This window comes from Rhodococcus sp. IEGM 1379 (genome assembly GCF_030056815.1).
Lineage (GTDB): Bacteria > Actinomycetota > Actinomycetes > Mycobacteriales > Mycobacteriaceae > Rhodococcus_F.
On the sequence record NZ_JASHKR010000001.1, the window covers coordinates 257,194 to 280,081 of the forward strand.

The following is a 22,888-nucleotide window of genomic DNA, read 5'->3' on the forward strand; positions in this document are numbered from 1 at the left end:
TCATGTCCGTTCTGCAGTACGTAAGGTCGAGTACTCGATGAAGTCGGTTCGAAGGCGCCAGCTCACTGATCCGACTACCGCGATCGCCGAACCAACGGCGATCGCGAGAAACCATGCGTGCCCGGAATCGGTACCGTTGCCAAGTCCGTGCGCGAGCGCGATCGGCCACAGTGCGTATGCGCCCCAATGAACTAGTCGAAAGGCTCTGTTCCCGATGCGATTTCGGAGCATTCCGGTGAGTGAGACTGCAAGGAGAACGTCGAATGCGAGAGTGCCCAGCCCTAACCAGACAGGTCGGTAGTCACCTAGGAACGGAAAGACGAAATCCACGAGTTGAAGTTGCGCGTACGGGTCGGCGAGAAGTGACACCATGTGAACGACGACCAATATGAGCCCGATCAATGCTGCGGCCCGGTGTACATTCTGTACCCCGAATCTAGGAAGCCCCGCAATCGCTCTCCCCGAGCGTGTGACGATTCCGAGCACCATCGACACTGTCAGGAAGGCAAGGGCGGTAACTCCTGTCCCACGCCCGAACGCCCAGAATGCCTCGTCCATGGCTATAAACCCTCTCTGGCATTGACGATCTCGCGATCTGACGGCCACCCGTTCAGCAGACGAATCTCACCCGACGAGCCCACCAGCCGCGCCGGCAAACCTTCGATCTCGAGCTCCCGCGCACCGGTAAACCCTCGTACAACGCACGCAGTACTTGCGAGGTTGGCCGACACACAACTGTTAGCTGCAACAGTGACCGTCTGCCATGTGGCATCCGCACTGCGACCACTATAAGGATCGATGATGTGGTGCACGTTTCGACCGTTCTGCGACCACCGGCGCTTCCTGGTGCTCGAGGTGGCGACGGCCACTCCCGGTGGAAGCACGACGTTACTGGCAGGAGCATCGTCGCCATCTTGCACCAGGACTGTCCACCCACCGTCGGGTGACGGGCCTGCTGTGGCGATGTCTCCGCCCAGACACACCAACACTCCGCAATTCAGTTTCGCGCTGACTGCTTCTGCACAGTCGTCCGCCGCCAGTGCCTTCGCTGTTGCTCCAAGGTCGAGTTGAACACCGGCCGGGACAGTGACAGTTTGCCCGTCAAGTCGGACCGAACTCCACTGTGGGTTCGAGACGAATGACGTTCGGATCGGCACCTCCCGACCCTCGATCAGAGCAAAGTCGCGGTCGTAGCCGAGTGCGACCATCGCCGCCCCGATGGTTGGATCCACCGAGCCTTCTGTGATCCGGGCGCCATCAAGCGCTGTTCGGAGTAGGCGTGCGAGAGTGCTGCTCACTTCGACCGGGATACCTCGGGCATTCTCAATCAACCGAATCTCGGAATCATCGCGAAATCGGCTGCACGCCAATTCTATTCGGTTTAGATATTCGTCCACGATCAATCTGGCCGATAGGAGAGATTGAGGTTCCGTCACCACTATCGACGCCTCGATTCCCCATAACGTCCACTCCGACCTCGCGATGGGCGACACCGCAGTCACGATCCAGCCGATCGAGCGTGGGAGCCGTGAGCGCCGGAACTCCCACTCGACAGGCGCGGTGTTGCAGTCGTGGACGTCGGTGTGGAGGCAGTGCCCGCGCCCGAGTTAGCAGAAGGGATGTCGTTGACCGTCGTCACAGTCGCCACTGTTTGGGTATCGGAGTATGCAAGGGCCGTTCCGCCGATGACCCCGACCACTCCCAATGCCACGAGGGTTCCGGTGACCGCTCGCACCTTTCGGAATCCGTCTTCCGGTGTATTCATCTGATGCCCGCTCTCAAGTGCTCGATGGAGAACTCAACAATCGGCCTCGGTGCTGATCCACACCTGGACGGTCGCTGTGAAGCCGCTGTGAGTCGGCGCAACACCCCTCGCTGGCTCTGACGTCCACGATCCAGACGCAATCTTGGAGAGTTCTCAGAACAGACGTGGCAGGCTCGCACTCATGGCACCGAACCCACGAATTCTCCTCGTCGAGGACGATCGACAACTAGCGGGCTTGCTCGTGGACTTGTTCGAGGACGAAGGGCACGATGTCGATGTCGCGCACGACGGGCAAGCTGGCCTTCATTTGGCGCTGACACGGGCATACGACGTGTTCGTCTTCGATCGAGGTTTGCCGGTCGTCGACGGCGTCGAGCTGCTCAGAACCCTCCGAGCACGCGACTCTTGCGTCCCCGCGTTGATCCTCACTGCACGTGGTGCCCTCACTGATCGTGTCGAGGGGCTCGATGCCGGCGCAGAAGACTACCTGGTCAAACCCTTCGAAATTCCCGAATTGCTGGCTCGAATACGCGCCCTGCTTCGCCGCCGCGGCTCGGCCAGTCGGATCCACGTCGGCGGATGGGAAATCGACCGTGCCAACCGGACAGCCACGGACACGGCGTCCGGTTCGGTGACCTCACTGTCGGAAAGGGAGAGCGAGCTCATCGGACTTCTGTGCGCGTCACCTGGACAAGTCTTCTCTCGCAGCCAACTGCTCGAGCACGTGTTCGGAAGGGCAGACACCCCGGGCACTGTCGATACCTACGTTCACTACCTCAGGCGCAAGCTCGGCCGGAATGTCATCGCAACGGTTCACGGCCTCGGGTATCGGTTCGGAGGATGATCTGCCGCAGAAAAGTCAAGGGCCACCCAGGATCTACCACTGGCTTCGGCGACGAGGCGCGTCTACGGCGAGCCGGCCGATCCGCGGCGATACAGGCTGCCGTCGCGCTGGGCGCCGTGTTGTTGATCGTGGGAGCCGCATCGTACTTCGGCTACGCGCGGGCACAAGATCGTCAAATCCGCTCTGCATTGACCGAGGTTGCGGCGACGGCGGACGATGCGGATGATCCGCCCCCTGGGATGTCGCTCGCATTCCGCTCGGCCGATGGTGCCGTTGCTGTCAGCCCGCGCGCACCTCGTGGTATCACTGGTCTCCTCGACTCGCCGGTCGGCTATACCGATTTCAGCAGTGCAGCTCAAAATTATCGCGCCCTCGTTTCGGATGGCACTGAAGGCCGTGTGGTCGTTGTCACAGCACTCGAGCCATACGAAACCGGCAGACAGCGACTGCTCTTGGCGCTCGGATTCGCCGAAATCACCGGTATTGCTGCATCCGTTGGTGTCGTGTTTCTGTTGTCACGGCGTGCGATCAGGCCGCTGAGCCAGGCTCTCGAGTTGCAGCGACGATTTGTCGCAGATGCGTCGCATGAACTCCGCGCACCATTGACCGTATTGCATACTCGCGCACAACTTCTGGCTCGTCGAGGAAATTCGATCGAGTCGTTCGAGCTGGTAGCTCAATTGAACGGACTGGTCGACGACACTCGCGCTCTGGGCGAAGTGATCGAAGATCTTTTGATGGCTGCGTCGATGGATGACAGACGACAGTCCAGGCATCGGGTCGATATGGCGGCGGTCTGTGAGCAAGTGCGCGGCAGCGTCGCAGATCACGCCCAGAAATCGGGGGTCTCCGTCGAAACCAGTGAGTCGGGTACAGGCGAACCTGTGGTCCTGGGGATCGAATCTGCACTGCGCCGCGCTGTTCTCGCGCTCGTAGATAATGCGTTGGCACATGAGCGACAGGGCGGTCACGTCCTTCTCCATGTCGAACGTGATCGTGATCAGGTCAAAGTCCGCGTGAGCGACACCGGAATCGGGATCGCTCCCGAAGTCGTCCCCATCCTGTTCGACAGGTTCTCGCATGGGGAGATGCAGCCTGCAGGTTCGCGCCGATACGGAATCGGATTGTCGTTGGTCCGCGAGATCGCACATGCACATCGCGGCGAAGTCATTGTCGAATCGACGCCGGGCGTCGGCTCCGCCTTCGAACTCGTCCTTCCGGCAGCCGGCTGAAAGTGCGCGAGGTCGGGACGGCAATGCGCTCCGGCAAGAGTATCCACGCGAGCACGTGCCCCAGAACTCTCCAAGAAATGCTCCCTACGTTGGTCTGCGTGGGACTGACCAGGATCGGCAGAGTGTCGGCGCGTCCACTTCTCGTCCGCTGTGTCGTCGTGCTCGTTCCGCTTTCCGCGATTCTGGTTCTCTGTGCCGTTCTCTGGCCGAATGGACGCATACGACTCGAAATATTGCCTGCACTGACGGCAGAGGTCACAGTGATTCTGGTCCCGATCACCACCGACGCAGGTGAACGGCTCGAACACAACTCCCCTTGCCAGGTCTATCGAATCGGTGAGAGCGGAGCAAGGGCCGTAGGTAAGGAACAGGCGCAAAAATCCCCTTAGAGCGAGTCGACGACAGGAGTGCAGCGTGATGATTCGATTCCCCGGAGTGTATGCACCACAAGGCGGTACCCGATCGATTTCGGATGCCGTACTCGCCGAACACATGGATGCTTCGTCCCAGGTACTCGACCTGCGCTCCGGTCGTGGCGCTGTGAGCGCCTGTGCAGTCGGTCCCGGCACCGGATCAGATTTTACTGCCGACATCTCATGCCGCGCTGCATTCTCCACGTGGTTGAGCGGACAGTTCCATAGCCACAGAATCCGCGTCAGCTGCGGGGACGGCACAGCCCAGTTGCCGCGCAGGAGATATCTCGAGTCGACGCGCGTCATCGAGCCTGGACAAGACATCAAGGAAATCGTCGTCATCCGGGCCCGAGTATGACGTCACTGACGGCCGCGCAACGGTCTCTGTGGTTCGCGCAGACACTCGACCCGACAACCCCGTACGTCATTGCGCAGTATGCCGAGCTGACCGGAGAACTGGACGCAGATCGCCTGGAATCCGCAACGGTCATCGCTCACCGTGAATTCGGTATTGCAGGCCTTCACCTACGCGTGACGGACGGTGTCCCGGAACTGCATGACGATGCGAACACCGCCCTTGTCGGCGAAAGGCTGGACTTTCGCCGATTCGACAATCCCGTCGAAGCAGCTACCTCCTGGATGCAACGCGAATGGTCGACCGCGACCCCATCTTCGGATCAGCCGCTCACAATCGCGAATCTGCTGCGCGTCGGCCCGGACCGTTGGTTCTGGTACTACCGCGCTCACCACATAGCACTTGACGGCTACACAGCAGCTCTGCTGATGAGGCGCACCACCGAAATCTATCTATCTGCAGAAACTTTGAACATCGAACGGGCTACACCGACCGACCCCGGACATGTCGAGGCGATTGCCGCACAAGAACGTCGATACCGAGAATCCCAACGTTGCACCCGAGATCGAGAATTCTGGCGCGAGAAGCTCGAATCAATGTCCTCACCTCCAACTCTCGGCACCAGAGACGAAACCTGTGCACAAGGAAGAACGATTCGCATGAGCGGTACCGTTCCACTCCCGGAACTTTCGGCAACCGATGCGATATCCGCTTTCGCGTCGTATGTCGCACGTCTGAGTGGTGTCGACGATGTCTGCCTGTCCCTTCCGGTTTCAGCACGCGTCACAGCTGCTTCCAGGTCGATGGCCGGTGCAATGTCCAACGTGATTCCACTCGTGCTCCCCGGGATCGGTTCGACAACACCTGCCCAGGCGATTTCGACGGTCGGAACTGCACTCGGCCAAGCACTTCGGCATCAACTTTTTCGCCGGGAAGACATCGCAAGGCTGGCCGATTCCGGCAAGCAATCGGCCGTACGGTCATTCGGCCCGGTCGTCAATGTCATGATGTTCGACGCAACACTGACGTTGGGCGAGATTCGAGGACACGTCGAGATTCTCACAACGGGACCGGTCTACGATCTTGCACTCAACGTTTACCCTGGCTACGGCGGCGGCGTCCGCATCGATCTCGAAGCAAACGAGGCGCTGTACACCCGGCCCGGCTTGGCAGCACATCACGAACGATTCCTTCGCTTTCTCCAGGCATTTGTCGGGGCACAACGCATCGAATCCGCCTGCCAGTTTCCTGCCATGTGGACGGAGCGCGAGTTGGCTGCCAAGACTCCCGCCCGCGGTGCATGTTCCCTCACACCGACCAGCCTGGACTCCTTGCTCCGCTCGGTAGTCGAGCAGTCATCCGATTCGTGCGCGATCACCGATGGCAACAGGGCATGGACCTACGAACAACTCGATCGTATGGCGGGGATATGGGGCCGGCATTTGCAATCCGCCGGTGTAAGTTCCGACGATGTTGTCGCCGTGGCGATCCCACGATCCATGGAGTCGGTCTTGGCGATGTGGGCTGTCGCCCGCGCGGGTGCCACGTATGTTCCGATCGATCCGACTCACCCCTCCGAACGGCTCGAAACAATTCTCGGGGATTGCCACCCGAAGATCGGGCTCACCGTGTCCTCGATGATCACGACGTTGCCGCGGAGCATCGAGTGGCTCGCTCTCGACCACGAAGCAGACTGCAACCTCTCACCATCGCACGACACGATGGCTACGCATCCCGATCATCGGGCTTACATGATCTTCACCTCGGGCTCCACCGGCCGACCCAAAGCTGTGGCGGTCACTCACCGTGGCCTCGCAAATCTGGCATGCGACATCCGCGACAAGTATCAACTAGCTCCGAACTCTGTCGTATTGCACTGTGCGTCGACAAGTTTCGATACCGCTGTTGTCGAGATACTCGCTCCGGCATTGTTCGGCGCCACGCTGATGATTTGTCCACCCGACATCGTCGGCGGCACGGAACTGGAGGAACTCACTTGCCGATCGCACGTGACGCACCTCTTCGTGACCCCCTCTGCGCTCGCGACCATCGCGCCCGAACATGTACCCGAACTCCGATTCCTCGTAGTCGGCGGCGAAAAGGTTCCGCCGGCCCTGGTACGCAGGTGGGCATCGTCTGTGCGGGTTCGAAGTGCATATGGACCCACCGAAACGACGTGCAGCGTCACCACCACCGACATCTTGACCGCGGGCGATCGCGTGACACTCGGTCGCCTGATGCATGGCGTGCAAGCCGTCGTCCTCGATGCGTCGCTACTCCCGCTGTCGACTGGAGCTGCGGGAGAGCTCTACCTGTCAGGACCCGGACTGGCACGAGGCTACGACGGTAGGGCCGGAGAAACTGCCGCGCAGTTCGTCGCTTCCACATTCGCCCCAGGGAATCGAATGTTCAGAACCGGTGATCGAGTCCGTTGGACTACAGATGGGCAGCTTGAATTCCTCGGCCGCACAGACGATCAGGTGAAATTGCGCGGGCGCCGAATCGAACTCGGCGAAGTGGACGCCGTCTTGTACGGCCATTCCTCAGTCGAGTTTGCCACTACTGTGGTGCGCGAGCTTCCCAACGGCTCGTCTGCACTGGTGAGCTACGTCAAATTACATCCGGAGGCCCCGAAGCTCGACAAGAGCATCGAACATCTTCTTGCACAAAAACTCCCGGACTACATGATCCCGATTGCGGTTGTTCGGATCGAGAAAGTTCCACTCACCACGAACAAAAAGGTCGATCGGCTCGCCCTCCCCGCGCCCACCGTCGAGCGCAGCGGAACGGCCGGGGCATCCACACCGAGTGAAGCCCGTATCGTTCGCATCTTTCAAGACATACTGACGGTCACCGGCGTCGGTCCTGAGGACTCATTCTTCGAACTCGGAGGAGATTCTCTGTCCGCAACCCGCGTGATCAGTCGCGTGAACGCCGAGTTCGGCACCGACGTCGGCGTCCGTGATCTATTCGAATCTCCCACCGCCGCAACCCTCGCCGACGCGCTTGGACCAAACGGCGGGTCCGCCCCGCCGCTGCGCCGTGTCACGGGACCGGCAACCGCTCTGCTCTCGCCGGCCCAACAAACGATCTGCCGTGAATTGACTACGCCGGCTTTGTACAACCTGCCCTTCACAATTCGGGTGCGCGGCAAACTCGATCGAGGAGCATTCAGTGCGGCAGTTCAAGACGTACTCATCCGACACGAAACACTCCGAACCGTGTATCCGGACATCGATGGTTCGACCCGCCCGGTAGTGGTGCCCATCGATCAGATCCCGGTCGAACTTCCGACGCTGGACGGAAACTCACACGACGTAGACACGATCATTCGGGACACGCTCTCACGAGGATTCGACGTGCGCTCCGAGATTCCCGTCCGTATGCTCGTCTGCACCTACAGTCACGACGATCACCTGGTAGCAGCCGTTGTCCACCACATCGCCGCAGATGGATGGTCACTGGCAGTTATCGCGCGAGACCTGTCGATCGCCTACGAATCTCGCGTTCGGAAGTCACCACCGACGTGGCCTGCAATCGACATCCGGTACTCGGACTACGCACACTGGCGCGAGATCCTTCTCGGATCGGAGCGATCACCGACCGAGCTTGCCACCAGGCAACTCGACTATTGGACGGCAGTGCTCGCTGACGCCCCGAGAGAAATCTCATTACCTCTCGACCACACGCGGCCGACGACGTGGACTTTCCGCGCCGATCGAATCGATTTCTCACTCGAACGCGAAACCCATGTTGCGTTAAAAGGGTGCGCACTCGACTCGGGGACAGGGATGTTCACCGTGGTTCACGCAGTCTTGGTGGCAACTCTGAGCGCACTCACCGGTGATCACGACTTAGTGATCGGCACCCCGATCGCAGGCCGAGGTCACCCGAAGCTCGATCATCTGGTTGGGATGTTCGTGAACACGTTGGCGCTACGCACCAGAATCGATGTGACCACAGATTTCCAATCCCTGGTCGCCGAGTGTCGCGGAGTCGAACTGAGCGCGCACGAGAACAGCGAGGTTCCACTCGAGAGCCTGATCGAACACCTCGATCCGCCGCGGAGCACGTCGCTGCACCCGTTCTTCCAAGTGGCGATGTCCTTCGAAAACTTTCCCACCGCCGTGTTGGAGTCCGACGGCTTGACATTCGAAATCACCCCGCGGCCACTCGATATCGCCAAATGCGATCTGCATTTTCATTTCACCGAAGTGCTCGACCCAACGGGTGCGGCCGCCGGTCTCGACGCCACGCTCGTCTACTCGGCCGATCTCTTCGATTCAGCCAGTGGTGCGTTGTTCGTAAAGGCTTTGTGTGTCATGGCCGATGCCGTCGCATTTGCTTCAAACGCCCCTCTTCAAACGGTGAGGCAGCACTTGTCCTGACTGGATGTGTGAAGCACATCGAGGCCCCGTTCGAGTTCAGCGGCTCCGTCGCAGGCGGCCAGAGCCCTATAGTCGGCAACTGCGATCCGTGTTGAGTGCGAAGCGAGCGGAGATGGAGTCGGCCTGCCGCCGCTACGTGGCGTCCGAAGTCAATATCTTCGGTTCGGTTGCACGCGGAGATACAGGTCCGGACAGCGATATCGATCTGATGATCAGTCAACGGCCCAGACTACGAGCAATCGACACCAATGCTGTTCTTGGAGAATCTTTTTTGTAGATACTCAACCCGCATGTCGACACCAGGCCATCATCGACGCGATCTGGGATTGCCTGTCGTTTTTCGAGGGTTGACTCCATCGACTTCTTCGCTGTGTGTCTGTCACGTCCGTGCCATCTACGGGTGTCGTACAGGTGCATACTCCAGCCATGGATGTTGATTTCGACTTTTCCTGGTCACAGTTCCTCTGGAGCGTATTCATCTTCGTGGGCGTACCCACCATGATCGGCGCCGGCATCATCCGGGCTGCCTTGCGGGCAGAGCAGGCCGGACTGCAACACACCCCGGGCAGCGAGAGTTCGACCGAGACACATACGGGCACTGGCAGGTTGGGGCTGTGGGCAACCGGTCTGATCGCGTTTCCCCTGGGATTCCTGTCCTGTACAGGTTGGCTGAGTTGGTCCGCCGACTACAACGGAGAGTTCCGCGGCCCCGCACTACCGGCACCGAACCAGTTCCCCACCTGGCAAGTGATCGCCTGTGGAGTAACGATGATGCTGGTGTGTCTCGCCGCGGCTCACCTCTCTCGCTGGGCGACGGCCGGAGGGCTCGCCGCCGCCGCGGGTACGGCGGCGGGGTTCACAACCGCGTTCAGCGTGGACGCCAGCGCCGACGCCACCGGCCAGGCAGGAGTGGGCGTAATGCTCTCGGAGATCGGGTGGGGTCTCGCTCTGGGCGTGCTGATGCACGCTCGGGGTGCTTGGCTGACCAATCGACGCAGCAGGCTGGCCGCAAGTTCTCAGTCGTAGCGGTTATCCAAGCGCCAGGAAGGTGTTCGGGTCTGCGAACCAAGCACAAGAAGCATCGCCGGTGGGCAGAGCTCAGTTACCATGCCACTCTCAACCAGGCACAACGGATGTGGGAAAACGGAATGCACCTGACCCACATCGCCGAAATCATCGGCGTCGGAAGAACAACGTCGTACCGACAGCTCAACCGGTAGAGCCACCCGGCCGATTTTCATACGTGCATGGCGCAGATCAGAATTTTGGAGGAAGACTTTACTGGACCGTCGATTTCGGAAGAATTGTGCGATGAGGAAAACTCTCGTCCCCGAGCGTGCACAAACCGTGGGTGATACAGCCAAAGGTAATTTGCACCGAACTACCGGGCTATTCGGGTGCGGCGCCGGCCCCGTTCTCCTGCTGCCGGTCACCCTGGAGCTCGGCATTGATACGGAGAGCTTCGGCGAGTTGATCTTCGAGGATGATGATCCGGCACGCCGACTCCAGAGCCGTACCGTCCGCGACGAGCTCGTGGGTGCGGGCAGCGAGACGGAGTTGGTAGCGGGAGTAGCGGCGATGCCCGCCGCCGGAGCGTTGCGGGGTGAGAAGTTTCGCGGCGTCGAGACTGCGCAGGAACGCTTGCCGGACACCGAGAAGCTCAGCGGCCTGGCCCATGCTGTATGCCGGGTAGTCTTCGTCGTCGAATTTTCCGGACAGTGCACTGCCGGGTACTTCTGCCTGAATGGGATGTCTTCTTTCGGTCAACGGACGGGACCCCCGGCGCCGTGAAGGCCGCCGGGGGTCTGGGTTGAACTTCCTTACACAACTGCACTCTTTCGAGCTGCCGGACTCAATTGCGCTGTCCGGTAGCCGCTCTCAAGGGGCTGCCGAGGCCACACACTCGAACACAACTTTTCGGCCTCGACGCTGCCCTGCCCTGCGGTACTGCTTGCGGGTAGTTCATTTCTCCCGCACCTCTTGATTCGTTCTTTTCGGTACGAGAGAAAAGATACAACAGCCCGGTGCGAATGTCTACCCCCGTCGCTACAGAAATTTTCCAATGGTCTCGAGAGCTACGCCCGCAGGGCAGATACCGCGAGGTAGGTGCCGGAAACCGGCGGCGGCGCCGGACAGGTCGCCGGCGGCGGGCCTGATTCTGGAATAATGCTCTGATGCGAAATACCCCGAAATCAGAATCCTTGCTCCGTGCGCAGTCGGATCGCGAGGAGTCCGACAACGCCCGAGGACAGCGCGACGGCGGCGTGTCGAACCCGCATGGGGACTCGGAGGAGTCGGGTTCGCGCAGTCGCAGTGCCGTGATGCGGTCCGCTCGGGCGGACCTCTCCACCCATGCGCATGGGGTCGAGAGCATGCACGAGGCGTTGCACCCTCGGCGGGATTGATCGCCCGATACCACACGGCGGTGGTGAGCGACAGACTCCTGGTGGATCGCATCGTCCTGCCACCAGGGGTGTGTTATGACGTCGGTCACCGCCGCGAAAGGCAGGTGCGCCGGCCGAACGCGGACGGATCACTACGGAGGCGGTCCGCGCCGGCACTCAACTCGACAACCCCCTATCTCCGATCGAGCCTCTGCTACAACATCATTGACGCCTTCGACATCTCCCCGACGACATCGAGAGAGCAAAGGCATCCTGCCCCCGGGTGGCCGACAGAGCCCCGAGGATGCACACCCGCGGCCATTTCCGGCATCCATTCATCACCTGTGACTCGGTGCACATGTAACTTATTGCGGCGGAATGGGATACACAGGTCGTATGTTCGCCTAAAGACCGGAGCCCCACCGCAGTGCTGCACATGTTCGGACTATCTCGATGACCTCTACACCCGCTGTACCCGAGACAGTCACCTCTCCCCGCTGGCGAGACCGGAAACGCTACTGGTGGCCGTTGGGACTGCTAATCCCCCTGAGCCCGTTCCTGTCCTGGTTCCTCGTCGAACACCTACACCTGGGTTTGTTCTGGGCCACGGGCGCTTGGATCCTGGTTTTGGTCATTCCGATCGCCGATCTCATTGCCGGCGAAGACGGTCAGAGCCCACCCGACGACGCAATCCCGCTACTACAGAAGGATCGCTACTACCGTTGGTGCACTTATCTTTTCGCGCCGTTACAGTACGTGGGGCTGGTCTTCGCATGCTGGTGCTGGGTACACGCCCCCATGGCCACGGGAGAGAAGATCGCCCTCGCGATGACCGTCGGCGTCGTCGCCGGTGTCGGAATCAATGCCGCCCACGAACTCGGACACAAGAACGAAACCGTCGAGCGTTGGTTGGCGAAAATCGTCCTTGCTCAATCGCTCTACGGGCATTTCTTCGTCGAACACAACCACGGCCATCATGTCCGGGTAGCGACCCCGCAGGACCCGGCCAGCGCCCGGTTCGGCGAATCGTTCTGGGCGTTCCTGCCGCGCAGTATCATCGGCGGGTTGACGTCGGGCTGGCAGATCGAAAAAGCACGCCTACACCGACGTGAAAAACGGGTCTGGAGTCCGGCGAACGCCATCGTGCAGACCTCGGCGATGAGCATCGCCGTGTTCGGCGCGTTGATCGCAGCATTCGGCTGGCAGATCACCCCATGGCTGCTGCTGCAAGCCTTCGCCGGGATCTCGTTCCTCGAGGCCGCGAACTACCTCGAACACTACGGACTGCTGCGCAACCGCAGACCCGACGGCAGCTTCGTGAAAGTGCGCCCCGAGGACAGTTGGAACAGTGACCACCTCGTGAGCAACCTGTTCCTCTACCAACTCCAACGCCACAGCGACCATCACGCGAACCCGCGCCTGCGGTACCAGTCGCTGCGTGGCCACGCGACAGCGCCGCAACTGCCGGCGGGGTACGCGGTGATGATCGTGTGCGCGTGGATACCGCCGTTGTGGAGGCGGCTCATGGACCGCCGTGTCCTGGACTACTACGACCACGACCTCACCCGCATCAATACCCGAACGGCGCAACTGTGAACGGCGACAGCGGCGGGACGGGTGCAGGTGGCCCGGTTCCCGCCGACACGCGGCATCGCAGGGGAACGCCGCCCAGTCCGGAAAGCATCGTGGCAGTGGAATTTCTCCGTGGGCAACCCGACTCCGCCGCAATCCGCCGCCGGTACCTCGCACTGATCACCCGAAGTACCGATCGGGACGGCACGACCACCGACTACACCGCCGCCGAGCGCTACCTTTGTGCAACCGCTGCCGCCCGTAGACGAAAAGCGAAACTCGGTCGATAAGGGTCAACGCACCGTTTGCGACCAATCACGCAGTAGAGGGGCAATTCGAATGCCACTGGTTTTCCGGACGGTGGGTGCATGACCCGACAATGCTCCGACATTACGAGAGCTGAAACTACGTTGAGCATCACCCGGACCTGCCGGCACCACTTCGTCGGCGACGGTGAAGGCTTGCCCCTGATCCGTCGGATCCGTGTGCTCGGCAACCGACACCCCGTCCAGAGTCAGGTATTCGAAGACCACCAGATCCTGCCCGGCATACTCGGCAACCTGGTCCGCGGTGATCGTGAACGTCACCGCTGTTGTGCCGGAAGTGTTTTCCCGGGTAAACGACGCCGTCGCCGTGATACCCGTCGCAGTACCTACGCGTGCGGTGTGAACCTCACCGGCCAGCGTGTACGTCTTGCCCGGGGTCAGCCCCTTATAACCGACCATATCGATGACGGTGCCGCCGGTCAGTGGCAGCCCCTTCGCTGCGGAACCGTTGACTGCGACGGTCGTTCCGATCTTCGGGTCGCCCGGAACCGTCGACTCGTCCCCGCAGGGAAGTTTTCCACCGAACGTGTGATGGTGGATTTCCCCGCCACCGGCGGTGGTGACGTTCTTGGCGAACCACTGTCCGTTGGTGGTGATACCGGAGTTGAAGTTCAGGTTGGCGTTCGGTGCCCAGATCGCACCGAGTTCGAGCCCGTTGATGGTGACATCGCCTGATACCGCGGAGAGGTCGAGCAGGATGTAGCGGGCCAGCGACTGCTGTGCATCTGCTTGGGCTGACCATCCCTCGAAACGAAGCTGACCGAGATCAGTGGTGCCAGCCGCGACGCGGACCACCAGCGGCGCGCCAGCGCTGGGCTTGTATCCGCCCGCCCGGTCCATCTTGACGGTCTTGCCCGCGATATCGGCGTAGTCGACCACGTTGGGGCGATCCGCCGCGAAGTCCGCGACGTAGACCATGCCACCCTGATCGTCGACCTTGACCGGGTTCGTCAGTCCGAGGCCCGGCTCGCACATCGACGCCAAGCACGTGTTCGTCTGTGCCACGCGCGTATTAAAATCTGGGACGTACGCTGCCACGGACGACTGGGCAGTCTTGTAGTTACTGACATCGGAACCCGCGAGCGGGACCGTCTTCAGATCGAGAATGCCAGTGCTCGGGTTCGTGACGCGGAGGAAGTCACGACCGGCCGCGTTGCCCGATCCGCCACCACGTGCAGAGCCTGTCAAACCGTCGATGTCGACAAGTTTGACGACAGCATGCGCCTCCGGGGAGTCCGCCGCGATCGAGTTGGAGTCGTCGCGGTTGACGACGTCGAACCCCCGGGCCCGGTGAATTGGTCAGCGAGAATCCGGACAGGGACACCGTCGACCCGGGGGACGGTGTAGTCGGCCTCGCCCGCTGCCTGGTGCAGTACCGGGTATCCGTTCTGATTTCCCGAAGAGACCGAACCGAACGACGCGATCGATCCTTCGAGCTCGCTGTTGTTCAGGTAAGTGTCGCCCTGCGGGATCGTGAACCCTTCGTTGATCTCGTCGTCACTCAATCGACGACGAGAAATGCCAGTAGGTCGAAATGGTCCTTGTCTGAAATGCCCGGGCTAGCCACTGCAAGGCCGATCGAACATCGTCATCAACGGGACCACTCCTCATGAGTTCCTACTTTCACGCAGCAAGAACACCGGGCAACATACTGGCGTGTCACCGCTGCAGCCAGCTGGTGCTCGTTCAGAGTCCTTCCAGTGCCTCCGTCATTTTCTTCACGGTCTCGGGGGCAACCTTGGTCTCGAATCCCGCTTTCAGGAGGGGGGAGGCGATCTTCGCAGCGCCGTTGAACTCGACGTGTGCGTGGTAGTCGATCTCGGTCGAGTTCGGGCCCAGCGAGGTCAGTGTGATGTCATCGACGCTGCTCGCAGTCTTGTTCTTTCCTTCGAACACAACGTCAGTCGGCTCGTCGGCTACCAGTGTGTATGTCAGTTCGGTAGTGATGCCGAACAGCGTGGACACGTTGTGCCACTGGGTTCCGATTGAGATAGGGCCATCGGAGATCTGCCGGCAAGTCTGGGTTCCCGGATCCCACGAGGGGGCGTTGGCAAAGTCGCGGAGGAACTCGGCAGCCTTCTCGATCGGTACCTCGGCGGTAAACTTTCGGGTGACGTCGACCATGTTGCATGCCTTTCCAGTGGAACCTCTCGGCACCGCAGATCAGATATCACCTATCCGTGCTGCAGAGCCTGTACACAGGTGAAAACTACGTGGCCTTGCGCTTGAGCCATCCCCATACCGCAGTCGCGACAAACAGAATGACCCCGATGATCGCCAACCACAGCAAACCCTTGACGGCGAACCCCAACACTACGAACACCAGCCAGACAATGAGCAGAAATCCTATGAGTGCCAACATGTTTACATCTTTACACCTCAATGACTTCCAACCGCAACATCCTTCAAAAGAACTGATGTGTCAACTTTTCGATGTACGTGCGTCCTGCCCGCACGGTTATTGAGCAACGACAATGCGTAGTCTCGACGCTGCGAAACTTCTTACCCCGCAGCAGTCCGGCGGCGGGCATCGCCGCTACTCCCGCTACTAACTTCGCCCCGCGCCCCGCGCCCACGAACTCGTCGCGCAAGGCACAGCCCTGGAGTCGGCGTGCCGGATCATCATCCTCGAAAATCAACTCGCCGTACCAACGCCGAACTCCACCACACCCGAACCTTGGACGACGGGCCCGGCGCTCCGCCCGAATAGACCCGACACACAGCACTGCATCCGTTCACCGTCCCTCGGAAAAAATTCTGGCACTCGATGTTGCCGAGTGCCAGACTTATTGTTTAACATGTTCTTGCACAGTATGTTCGGTCGTCCGCCGCGGTGGCGGGACCTTTCTTTTTCGCGACATGGGAGGTGTGTTGCTGTGCTTCGTTTCGATCCTTTCACCGCATCGACTCGATCACTCAATCTTTGCTCGCCGCAGGTTCCGGCAGCAGCCGCAGTCCACGATTCATGCCGATGGACCTCTACAAAGTCGACGACCATTACGTCCTGCACGCCGACCTGCCCGGGGTCGACCCCGGATCAGTCGTCGTGCATCTCGACTGATCCACGTTGACGTTGACCGCGCACCGCAGCGCCCCCTCCGAGGACGGTGTGAGCTGGCTGGCAGGTGAACGATTCGCTGGCACCTACCGACGCCGACTCTCCATCAGCGACGACATCGACTTGGAACGTATCGCCGCGTCCTATGACAACGGTGTCCTGACGGTCAGCTTGCCGATCGCGGAAAAAGCGAAACCACGCCGCATCGAAATCTCTTCCGGGCCACCCTCCCGCGCCGGCACTGATCAGGCGACCCAGCCGGTACAGATCGAAGCCTGACCCAAGCCCCGCGCACACCCATGATGGGGTGATGCCCGAAAACCCTGTGTAGGGAATCGGGCATCACCCCACCTGCTGTCCGACCCTCTACCGTCAGGCGTAGTTACCGTCAAAGCCGCACAACAGATAGCCGATGCCAGATCCTGTGCGAGAAGCTCTACTGCAGCCAGTATCTGGCGTGACCATTCCCGTTGTCAGCGACATGTGCGGGAACCGTGTGGGAATACTGCGTGTTGATCGCCATCACCGCCCCAACCACATAACTTCCGATGTGGGTCACTACCTGCGGATCAACGAGCCGCGACCGAGACCACCACCTCCGTACGACGACGGGACGGCATCGTAAGGAGGTGGATCATTGGACCAGGCGACGGTTCACCGTTCGGAACCCACCCGGTGTTCTCCAACACCCACAACAACTCTGCGACACGCGCAGCGACCGCTCCGCGGCTGCGATCACCGGAAAAACGCAGCGCCACCACCGTCTCGCCGGGGACCTCCACAAGTCGAGCATGTCCGCCGGTCCGCTTCCGCGTTCCCCACGACCACATGACGCACGACATCCCTGAGGTATCGGTCGGGAACCTATGATTCCTGATTTGCAGTCGACTCACGCGGGAGGTCTACGGCCGCACTCGTTGCGGTCGTGTTCGGTCGCGTCGATATTCCGAGCACCACGCGATGGTGGCCGTCGCGGGAAACAGTGCGCCGAGTAGACACACACCATTCCAACCCAGGTGGGCATACACGAGGGCGGAGAGGACGCTGCCGATCGATCCTGCGGTGAAGTACGCCGTCATGTACGCCGTATTGAGTCGACTCCGTGCGTCGGGGCGCAGTGGATAGAAGATGCTCTGGTTGCTGATGTGGGTGCCCTGAACACCGAGATCGAGTAATGCGACCCCGAGTGCCAACAGCCACACATGGCGTTGGCCCATCGCCAGGGGTAGAAAACTGAGCGCGGTCAGTGCAACGAATGCGCCGGTTTGCAGTTTGGCAAAGCCGCGGTCTGCCAGAGCCCCGGCGACGCGAGCAGCGAGGGCGCCCGCGATGCCAACGACAGTGAATACGCCGATCCGAGTTTCGGACCAGTTGTACGGCGAATCGGCGAGCAGAAACCCGATGCTGGTCCACAGCACACCGAATGATGCGTAGGTGAGCATTCCGAACCAGATGCGTGATCGCAGAACGGATTCCTCACGTACCAGGACCATGACCGATGCCAGTAGTTGGCGGTACGGTATCGACGCCTGTGGGCGCGATGGCGGCAGCAGTCGCACCAGGCCGCACGTGATCAGAGTCAGCACCGCTGCGACCACGAAAACTGCTCGCCATCCGGCGATTCCGGCGATGAGGCCCGAGATCACACGGGAGAGAAGAATGCCCAACAGAAGGCCGGTCATCACGTTCCCGATGACTTTGCCGCGTTCGTCCTCGTGCGCGAGTGCGGCGGCGAACGGAACCAGAATCTGCCCCACCACTGAACCCAGCCCCACCAGTACCGCCGCCGATGCGAGAATTTGCCAAGTAGGGGCGATAACCATCACCACCAAGCACGCGGTAGTACCGAGCAGCATGAACGTCAGAAGTCGGCGCCGCTCGAGCAGGTCACCCAGGGGCACCAGCAACGCCAAGCCGATGGCATATCCCACCTGGCTGGCCGTGACGACGAGCCCCACACTCGTGCTCGACACGTCGAAGGTGGCCGCGATCGACCCGACCAACGGTTGCGCATAGTAACTGTTGGCGACAACCAGGCCCGATGCCAGAGCCATCACCACTACCAGCTTCGGATCCATCCGACCCTGCGCAGATTGTGCTGCGTGAGAGCGGAGGCGGCTGCCAGGTTCGCGGATTTTCATGAGCCAATCGTGAACCGAAACACATCATGCTGTCCAACAACTTATTTCTTTGATATTGAGAAGTAATATCACTGAATGGATTCTCGTAAACTTGCTCACTTCGTCGCGGTCGCCGAACTCGGACACTTCACGCGCGCGGCCGAGACCCTCCATGTGTCACAGTCAGGGCTCAGCGCCTCGATTCGCGTGCTGGAGAACGACCTCGGATGTGTGCTGTTCGAACGCACCACCCGCAGTGTCCTCTTGACAGCCGCCGGCCGTGTCCTGCATGAACACGCATCCAGAATTCTGCGAGAGATCACCGATGCACAGAATTCCTTGAAAGCTTTGTCCGACTGTGTCGCAGGGAGTTTCACCCTCGGCTTAGTGCAAACCCTGACAGTGGTGGACATGCCTGCGGTCCTCGCACAGTTCCATCGAAGGTATCCGCGTGTGGAAGTCACACTCATCGAAGCGCCTTCATCGGACCTACTCACCGGCGTAGGAAACGGTCAGCTCGACCTTGCCTACGTAGCAATGGACTCCACCGCCCTGCCCTCGGAGTTCGTTGCGTTGAGAAATTACGCTGAACGACTCGTTCTCGTGGTGAGTGACGATCATCCTCTCGCGTCGAGGAGCACGGTCGAAATCATGGAATTGCACGAATATTCGTTCGTCGATTTCAAGGCAGGCCTGGGATTGGAAACTGTTGTCGCGGAGCTTTTTACCAACTCCGGGATCTCTCGCAAGGTCGCCTTTCGCACCAGCGAGATGGATCTCGCCCTCGCTCTCGTCAGCCACGGACTCGGAGTGGCAGTAGTTCCCGAGCCCGTCGCGCATCGAAACGGAATGCATCAGCTTTCTTTACGGCCCGGCAACCCCAGCAGAGAACTCGCGTTGATCAGCAGAACCGCATCCCCCACCAACCCGGCAGCTCGCGCGTTTCTCGAACTCACAGCCGAAACCGACACTAGTTCCGGAACCATCTACAACGCCCAAGGAAGGCCGCCGAGCGCAGGACCAGCACTCGGAAGCTGAATCCCTTACGTAAAGTCGAGCATCGTCGGTGCCGTCCTGCAGGCGACACACTGAAATATTTCACTCTCCATACGGAACCGTAATAGAGCCCTGCGGCTCGCAACAGTTACATGTACAGTCAAAATGTAAGCGTAGTTGAAATTGCCAGCAGCGTCTTATCAGCTCCGTCGGTCCCCTGTTTTGTGTGGCCGTCGGGGTCTGCAGGCTTCAACGAACCAGCGCATCGGTGCGTTTTTTCTGTTCATGTCGTGGCCAGAGAGTCAACTTCCGCTTCACATAGCCGGCTACCCTGCGCAAGGCACCGTGCAGAATGCACTCCTCACTGCTCCTCCGGTCGAGCTAGAGGTCGTCCTTTCCGCTGCCAATGATCCGATTTTCGGCACGCGGCCCAGTGATGATCGACGCCGCAGAGCATTCCGGGACACACCGTCAACCACGGCATCGAACGCATCAGCACCCAGCGCAGAGCAGCTCACCTGCCCCACACCGCGATCATCACCGAACAGTCACTTGCGCCGCGCCCTCGAACGCCGACACCGTTCCCCAACTCTTACTGCTGCCCGTTCGCAGGAACGCCCCTATCCGTCGCCGGGGATCACGCAAAGGAGGCAACTCTCGGCACTACCCGGTTGCTCGTCCGTTCCTTGTGTCGGCTACCTTTTGTGACCAAGTTCACTTGCCTTTCGTGGCAAAGTGAACTTGCTCTTTTGTGGCCAAGCGCACCTGCCTGGGGTGTGGACTGCACCTCCGAAGGGAGCACCATCATCAACACGATCTCAGTCGGCGCGTCTCCGTACGGGGTGGCGATCACCCCCGACGGCACCCACGTCTACGTCGCCAACTACTACGGAAATTCGGTGTCGGTGATCGAGACCGCCACCAATACCGTCACCACCACCATCGGAGTCGGCGCGAATCCGGTCGGGGTAGCGATCACCCCCGACAGCACCCACGCCTACGTCACCAACCAGTACGGAAATTCGGTGTCGGTGATCGAGACCGCCACCCATGACGTCACCACCACCATCGCGGTCGGCGCGCAACCGTGGGGGGTGGCGATAACCCCCGACGGCACCCACGTCTACGTCACCAACGAGTTCAGCAATTCGGTGTCGGCGATCGACACAGCCACCCATGACGTCACCACCATCGCGGTCGGCGCGCAACCGTGGGGGGTGGCGATCACCCCCGATAGCACCCACGTCTACGTCACCATCAAGGGCAGCAATTCGGTGTCGGCGATCGACACAGCCACCCATGACGTCACCGCCATTGTGGTCGGCGCGCAACCGTGGGGGGTGGCGATCACCCCCGACGGCACACGCGCCTACGTCACCAACAAGGGCGGCATCTCGGTGATCGACACCGCCACTATCACCCTCACCACCACGCCCCTCGGAGTAGGCGCATCTCCGGTCGGGGTAGCGATCACCCCCGACGGCACCCACGCCTACGTCACCAACTACTACGGCAACTCGGTGACGGTGATCGACACCGCCACTGGCACCGTCACCACCACACCGCTCGGGGCCAGCGCATATCCGGTCGGGGTGGCCATCACCCCCGACGGCACTCGCGCCTACGTCGCCAACTGGGGAAGTAATTCGGTGTCGGTGATCGCGATCGACCAGAGCACCACCCTCACCGGACGTGGGAGCACAACATCTGCGCCGTGATGCTCGCCCGTCAACGCGAACACCATGGCCGACAGCGCAATCGGGGAATCGAATACCGAACTGTACGCACAAAACCAGAATCAATACGGCCCGGCCGCCACTACCAGATCGGCAGAATCCCGGACCCAGCTAGTAAATTCGTGGATGGCTCACCGGGCACGTGACGAGAGCGTTGCTGTCGAGAATTGATGCGGAAGAAAATCCATGTGCGCCTGTCGGCTCTATTTCGACGCCTTGGTCTCAACACGCAGCGCATTCCTCCCGGCACAGACACGGCGCTTCACACTGACGCGGGCGTAGCCGACGAGGTGTCCGGTGCGAATCGCTGCACCTCAATGCACGAGCCGCCTCATTAGCCGCCGCAACGCACAATGGCGAGACGCTAGTTTGGTATCTACTTCTGAGACGATCCGAACTGGGGCCGTCGACGGGCCCCGCAATTAGAGTCGTCCGCCCTGTGTCGAACGGATGCTCCACAACGGTGATGAGCGCGCAGATGCGGGCGTCGAATCTGTCAGTACGTCGGCAGGCTGAGAAGGTTATTGTTCCACTCGCCGTCCGCATAGGCGCGAAGGTATTTGGGTCGTCCGCGACCCGGACCAACTGTGCCAACGACCGACTGGCTCGAACCTGGAACGATCGCGTTCCACCGATGATGAGATCCCAGCCGAGCGCCTGCTTGATTTACTCGTGCCCAATTAGTCACCAGTAGTACGGCGCTACTTAGAATCCGCACTACTCGGGGCCTTCTCATGTCGAAACACCCTGGACAGAATTATCGAAGCTCCACCCATCCACCACCGCACCCACTCCGAATGCCTTGTACAGACGTGCACACCAGCACTTCATTTACGGAAGGCAGACCCATGAACGCATCTACCTCGACTCGAGTTCTGGCAGTCACGGCAGCCGCATCATTTGCACTCGTCGGCGTCGTCGGTTGTTCCTCCGACAAAGATGACTCTTCGAGCGCCACGTCCAGTGCAGCAATGACAAGTTCGAGTATGGCGATGACCCCGAGCAGCGCGATGGCACCCGCCTCGGATCTGGTCGGCGCGGGCTGCGCAGAATACGCGGCATCCGTACCCACCGGCGCCGGCTCGGTGAGTGGAATGGCCCAGGACCCCGTCGCGACAGCAGCATCGAACAACCCCTTGCTCACCACCCTGACCGCCGCGGTATCCGGCCAGCTCAATCCCGACGTCAACCTCGTCGACACCCTCAACGGCGGCCAGTTCACCGTCTTCGCTCCCATCGATTCGGCGTTCGCCAAGATCGACCCGGCCACCATCGACAGCCTCAAGACGGACAGCGCCACGCTGACGAAGATCCTCACCTACCACGTGGTTCCCGGACAGATCGCTCCCTCGGCGATCGACGGAACGCACCCGACCGCCGAGGGCGGAACCGTCACCGTTACCGGTTCGGGCGACAACATCAAGGTCAACGACGCAACGGTTGTCTGCGGCGGAGTCAAGACGGCCAATGCGACCGTTTACCTCATCGACTCAGTTTTGATGCCGAAGTAACATCCCGCCCGACAGCAAGCGGGCCGTCAGAAAAGAAACGGATATGCACGCTACGGTTGTACTCGATGAAACGAGACAATCTTTCGTGGCCGAGCCACATCGTGTGGGCGAGTCAGGCGACGTGAACGAGCCGGACGAGGCACCGGATGAGGCTGATGCATGCCCTACCGACATTTCCGCAGCCCGCA

General features: G+C 60.7%; 23 protein-coding genes and 2 pseudogenes. 13 read left to right on the plus strand and 12 right to left on the minus strand.

Features of this window, described 5'->3' with window-relative positions; genetic code table 11:
- Genes QM600_RS01155 through QM600_RS01165 form a run of 3 tightly spaced genes read right to left on the minus strand, consistent with a single transcriptional unit; the run spans position 1 to position 1,765 of the window.
- Positions 1–558, minus strand: coding sequence for a ferric reductase-like transmembrane domain-containing protein (locus QM600_RS01155; protein ID WP_283259640.1), 558 nt, complete (start codon positions 556–558; stop codon positions 1–3).
- Between the two features lie 2 nt (positions 559–560).
- Positions 561–1,502, minus strand: coding sequence for an FAD:protein FMN transferase (locus QM600_RS01160; RefSeq protein ID WP_349307231.1), 942 nt, complete (start codon positions 1,500–1,502; stop codon positions 561–563).
- On the minus strand, positions 1,499–1,765 hold the full coding sequence (locus QM600_RS01165) for a hypothetical protein (protein ID WP_058037339.1): 267 nt from the start codon (positions 1,763–1,765) through the stop codon (positions 1,499–1,501). Before QM600_RS01165 ends, QM600_RS01160 begins: the two co-directional genes overlap by 4 nt.
- 181 nt (positions 1,766–1,946) lie before the next feature.
- Between QM600_RS01165 and QM600_RS01170 the strand changes: the two genes are divergently transcribed.
- The 7 genes from QM600_RS01170 to QM600_RS01195 all read left to right on the plus strand — a co-directional run bounded on the left by QM600_RS01170 (position 1,947) and on the right by QM600_RS01195 (position 10,023).
- On the plus strand, positions 1,947–2,609 hold the full coding sequence (locus tag QM600_RS01170) for a response regulator transcription factor (protein ID WP_283259641.1): 663 nt from the start codon (positions 1,947–1,949) through the stop codon (positions 2,607–2,609).
- Positions 2,606–3,841 carry a sensor histidine kinase gene (locus QM600_RS01175; protein WP_283259642.1) on the plus strand — a complete coding sequence of 412 codons (1,236 nt, stop codon included), beginning with the start codon at positions 2,606–2,608 and terminating at the stop codon, positions 3,839–3,841. Before QM600_RS01170 ends, QM600_RS01175 begins: the two co-directional genes overlap by 4 nt.
- 98 nt (positions 3,842–3,939) lie before the next feature.
- Entirely contained in the window at positions 3,940–4,230 is a 291-nt protein-coding gene (locus QM600_RS01180; protein WP_283259643.1) for a hypothetical protein, read from the plus strand.
- A 25-nt stretch (positions 4,231–4,255) separates the two neighbouring features.
- On the plus strand, positions 4,256–4,612 hold the full coding sequence (locus QM600_RS01185; RefSeq protein ID WP_502942835.1) for a class I SAM-dependent methyltransferase: 357 nt from the start codon (positions 4,256–4,258) through the stop codon (positions 4,610–4,612).
- Positions 4,609–8,997 (plus strand): non-ribosomal peptide synthetase, encoded by a 4,389-nt coding sequence (locus tag QM600_RS01190; protein ID WP_283259644.1) that lies wholly within the window; start codon positions 4,609–4,611, stop codon positions 8,995–8,997. Before QM600_RS01185 ends, QM600_RS01190 begins: the two co-directional genes overlap by 4 nt.
- A gap of 112 nt (positions 8,998–9,109) precedes the next feature.
- On the plus strand, positions 9,110–9,274 hold the full coding sequence (locus tag QM600_RS29740) for a nucleotidyltransferase domain-containing protein (protein ID WP_502942840.1): 165 nt from the start codon (positions 9,110–9,112) through the stop codon (positions 9,272–9,274).
- A 149-nt stretch (positions 9,275–9,423) separates the two neighbouring features.
- Positions 9,424–10,023 carry a hypothetical protein gene (locus tag QM600_RS01195; protein WP_283259645.1) on the plus strand — a complete coding sequence of 200 codons (600 nt, stop codon included), beginning with the start codon at positions 9,424–9,426 and terminating at the stop codon, positions 10,021–10,023.
- A 363-nt stretch (positions 10,024–10,386) separates the two neighbouring features.
- Here QM600_RS01195 and QM600_RS01205 read toward each other — a convergent pair whose 3' ends face one another.
- On the minus strand, positions 10,387–10,764 hold the full coding sequence (locus QM600_RS01205; protein WP_283259647.1) for a MerR family transcriptional regulator: 378 nt from the start codon (positions 10,762–10,764) through the stop codon (positions 10,387–10,389).
- A gap of 425 nt (positions 10,765–11,189) precedes the next feature.
- Positions 11,190–11,375 carry a hypothetical protein gene (locus QM600_RS01210; protein WP_283259648.1) on the minus strand — a complete coding sequence of 62 codons (186 nt, stop codon included), beginning with the start codon at positions 11,373–11,375 and terminating at the stop codon, positions 11,190–11,192.
- A 459-nt stretch (positions 11,376–11,834) separates the two neighbouring features.
- Between QM600_RS01210 and QM600_RS01215 the strand changes: the two genes are divergently transcribed.
- Positions 11,835–12,977, plus strand: coding sequence for an alkane 1-monooxygenase (locus QM600_RS01215; protein WP_283259649.1), 1,143 nt, complete (start codon positions 11,835–11,837; stop codon positions 12,975–12,977).
- A gap of 269 nt (positions 12,978–13,246) precedes the next feature.
- Here QM600_RS01215 and QM600_RS01220 read toward each other — a convergent pair whose 3' ends face one another.
- The 4 genes from QM600_RS01220 to QM600_RS01235 all read right to left on the minus strand — a co-directional run bounded on the left by QM600_RS01220 (position 13,247) and on the right by QM600_RS01235 (position 15,641).
- Positions 13,247–14,467: a VaFE repeat-containing surface-anchored protein gene (locus QM600_RS01220; RefSeq protein ID WP_283259650.1), complete on the minus strand. Its 1,221-nt coding sequence runs from the start codon at positions 14,465–14,467 to the stop codon at positions 13,247–13,249.
- Positions 14,464–14,784 carry a hypothetical protein gene (locus QM600_RS01225; protein ID WP_283259651.1) on the minus strand — a complete coding sequence of 107 codons (321 nt, stop codon included), beginning with the start codon at positions 14,782–14,784 and terminating at the stop codon, positions 14,464–14,466. Before QM600_RS01225 ends, QM600_RS01220 begins: the two co-directional genes overlap by 4 nt.
- Positions 14,785–14,965: 181 nt before the next feature.
- Positions 14,966–15,403, minus strand: coding sequence for an SRPBCC family protein (locus QM600_RS01230; RefSeq protein ID WP_283259652.1), 438 nt, complete (start codon positions 15,401–15,403; stop codon positions 14,966–14,968).
- Between the two features lie 85 nt (positions 15,404–15,488).
- Positions 15,489–15,641: a hypothetical protein gene (locus QM600_RS01235; RefSeq protein ID WP_283259653.1), complete on the minus strand. Its 153-nt coding sequence runs from the start codon at positions 15,639–15,641 to the stop codon at positions 15,489–15,491.
- A 112-nt stretch (positions 15,642–15,753) separates the two neighbouring features.
- On the opposite strand from QM600_RS01235, the pseudogene QM600_RS29615 reads away from it, so the two are divergent.
- Positions 15,754–15,989, plus strand: a pseudogene (locus QM600_RS29615) (MerR family transcriptional regulator).
- A gap of 166 nt (positions 15,990–16,155) precedes the next feature.
- Positions 16,156–16,616 (plus strand): annotated as a pseudogene (locus tag QM600_RS01240) (Hsp20/alpha crystallin family protein).
- A gap of 290 nt (positions 16,617–16,906) precedes the next feature.
- Here QM600_RS01240 and QM600_RS01245 read toward each other — a convergent pair.
- Positions 16,907–17,167, minus strand: a complete 261-nt coding sequence (locus QM600_RS01245; protein ID WP_283259654.1) for an SOUL family heme-binding protein — start codon at positions 17,165–17,167, stop codon at positions 16,907–16,909.
- A 72-nt stretch (positions 17,168–17,239) separates the two neighbouring features.
- Positions 17,240–18,478 (minus strand): MFS transporter, encoded by a 1,239-nt coding sequence (locus tag QM600_RS01250; RefSeq protein WP_349307232.1) that lies wholly within the window; start codon positions 18,476–18,478, stop codon positions 17,240–17,242.
- 75 nt (positions 18,479–18,553) lie between these two features.
- On the opposite strand from QM600_RS01250, the gene QM600_RS01255 reads away from it, so the two are divergent.
- Positions 18,554–19,495 carry a LysR family transcriptional regulator gene (locus QM600_RS01255; RefSeq protein ID WP_283259655.1) on the plus strand — a complete coding sequence of 314 codons (942 nt, stop codon included), beginning with the start codon at positions 18,554–18,556 and terminating at the stop codon, positions 19,493–19,495.
- A 662-nt stretch (positions 19,496–20,157) separates the two neighbouring features.
- On the plus strand, positions 20,158–21,171 hold the full coding sequence (locus tag QM600_RS01260) for a beta-propeller fold lactonase family protein (RefSeq protein ID WP_283259656.1): 1,014 nt from the start codon (positions 20,158–20,160) through the stop codon (positions 21,169–21,171).
- Between the two features lie 514 nt (positions 21,172–21,685).
- On the opposite strand, the gene QM600_RS29620 is transcribed toward QM600_RS01260, so the two are convergent.
- Entirely contained in the window at positions 21,686–21,925 is a 240-nt protein-coding gene (locus tag QM600_RS29620; RefSeq protein ID WP_349307233.1) for a DUF3892 domain-containing protein, read from the minus strand.
- 112 nt (positions 21,926–22,037) lie between these two features.
- Here QM600_RS29620 and QM600_RS01265 point away from each other — a divergent pair, with 112 nt between their 5' ends.
- Positions 22,038–22,700 carry a fasciclin domain-containing protein gene (locus QM600_RS01265; RefSeq protein WP_283259657.1) on the plus strand — a complete coding sequence of 221 codons (663 nt, stop codon included), beginning with the start codon at positions 22,038–22,040 and terminating at the stop codon, positions 22,698–22,700.
- Positions 22,701–22,888: the final 188 nt, after the last annotated feature.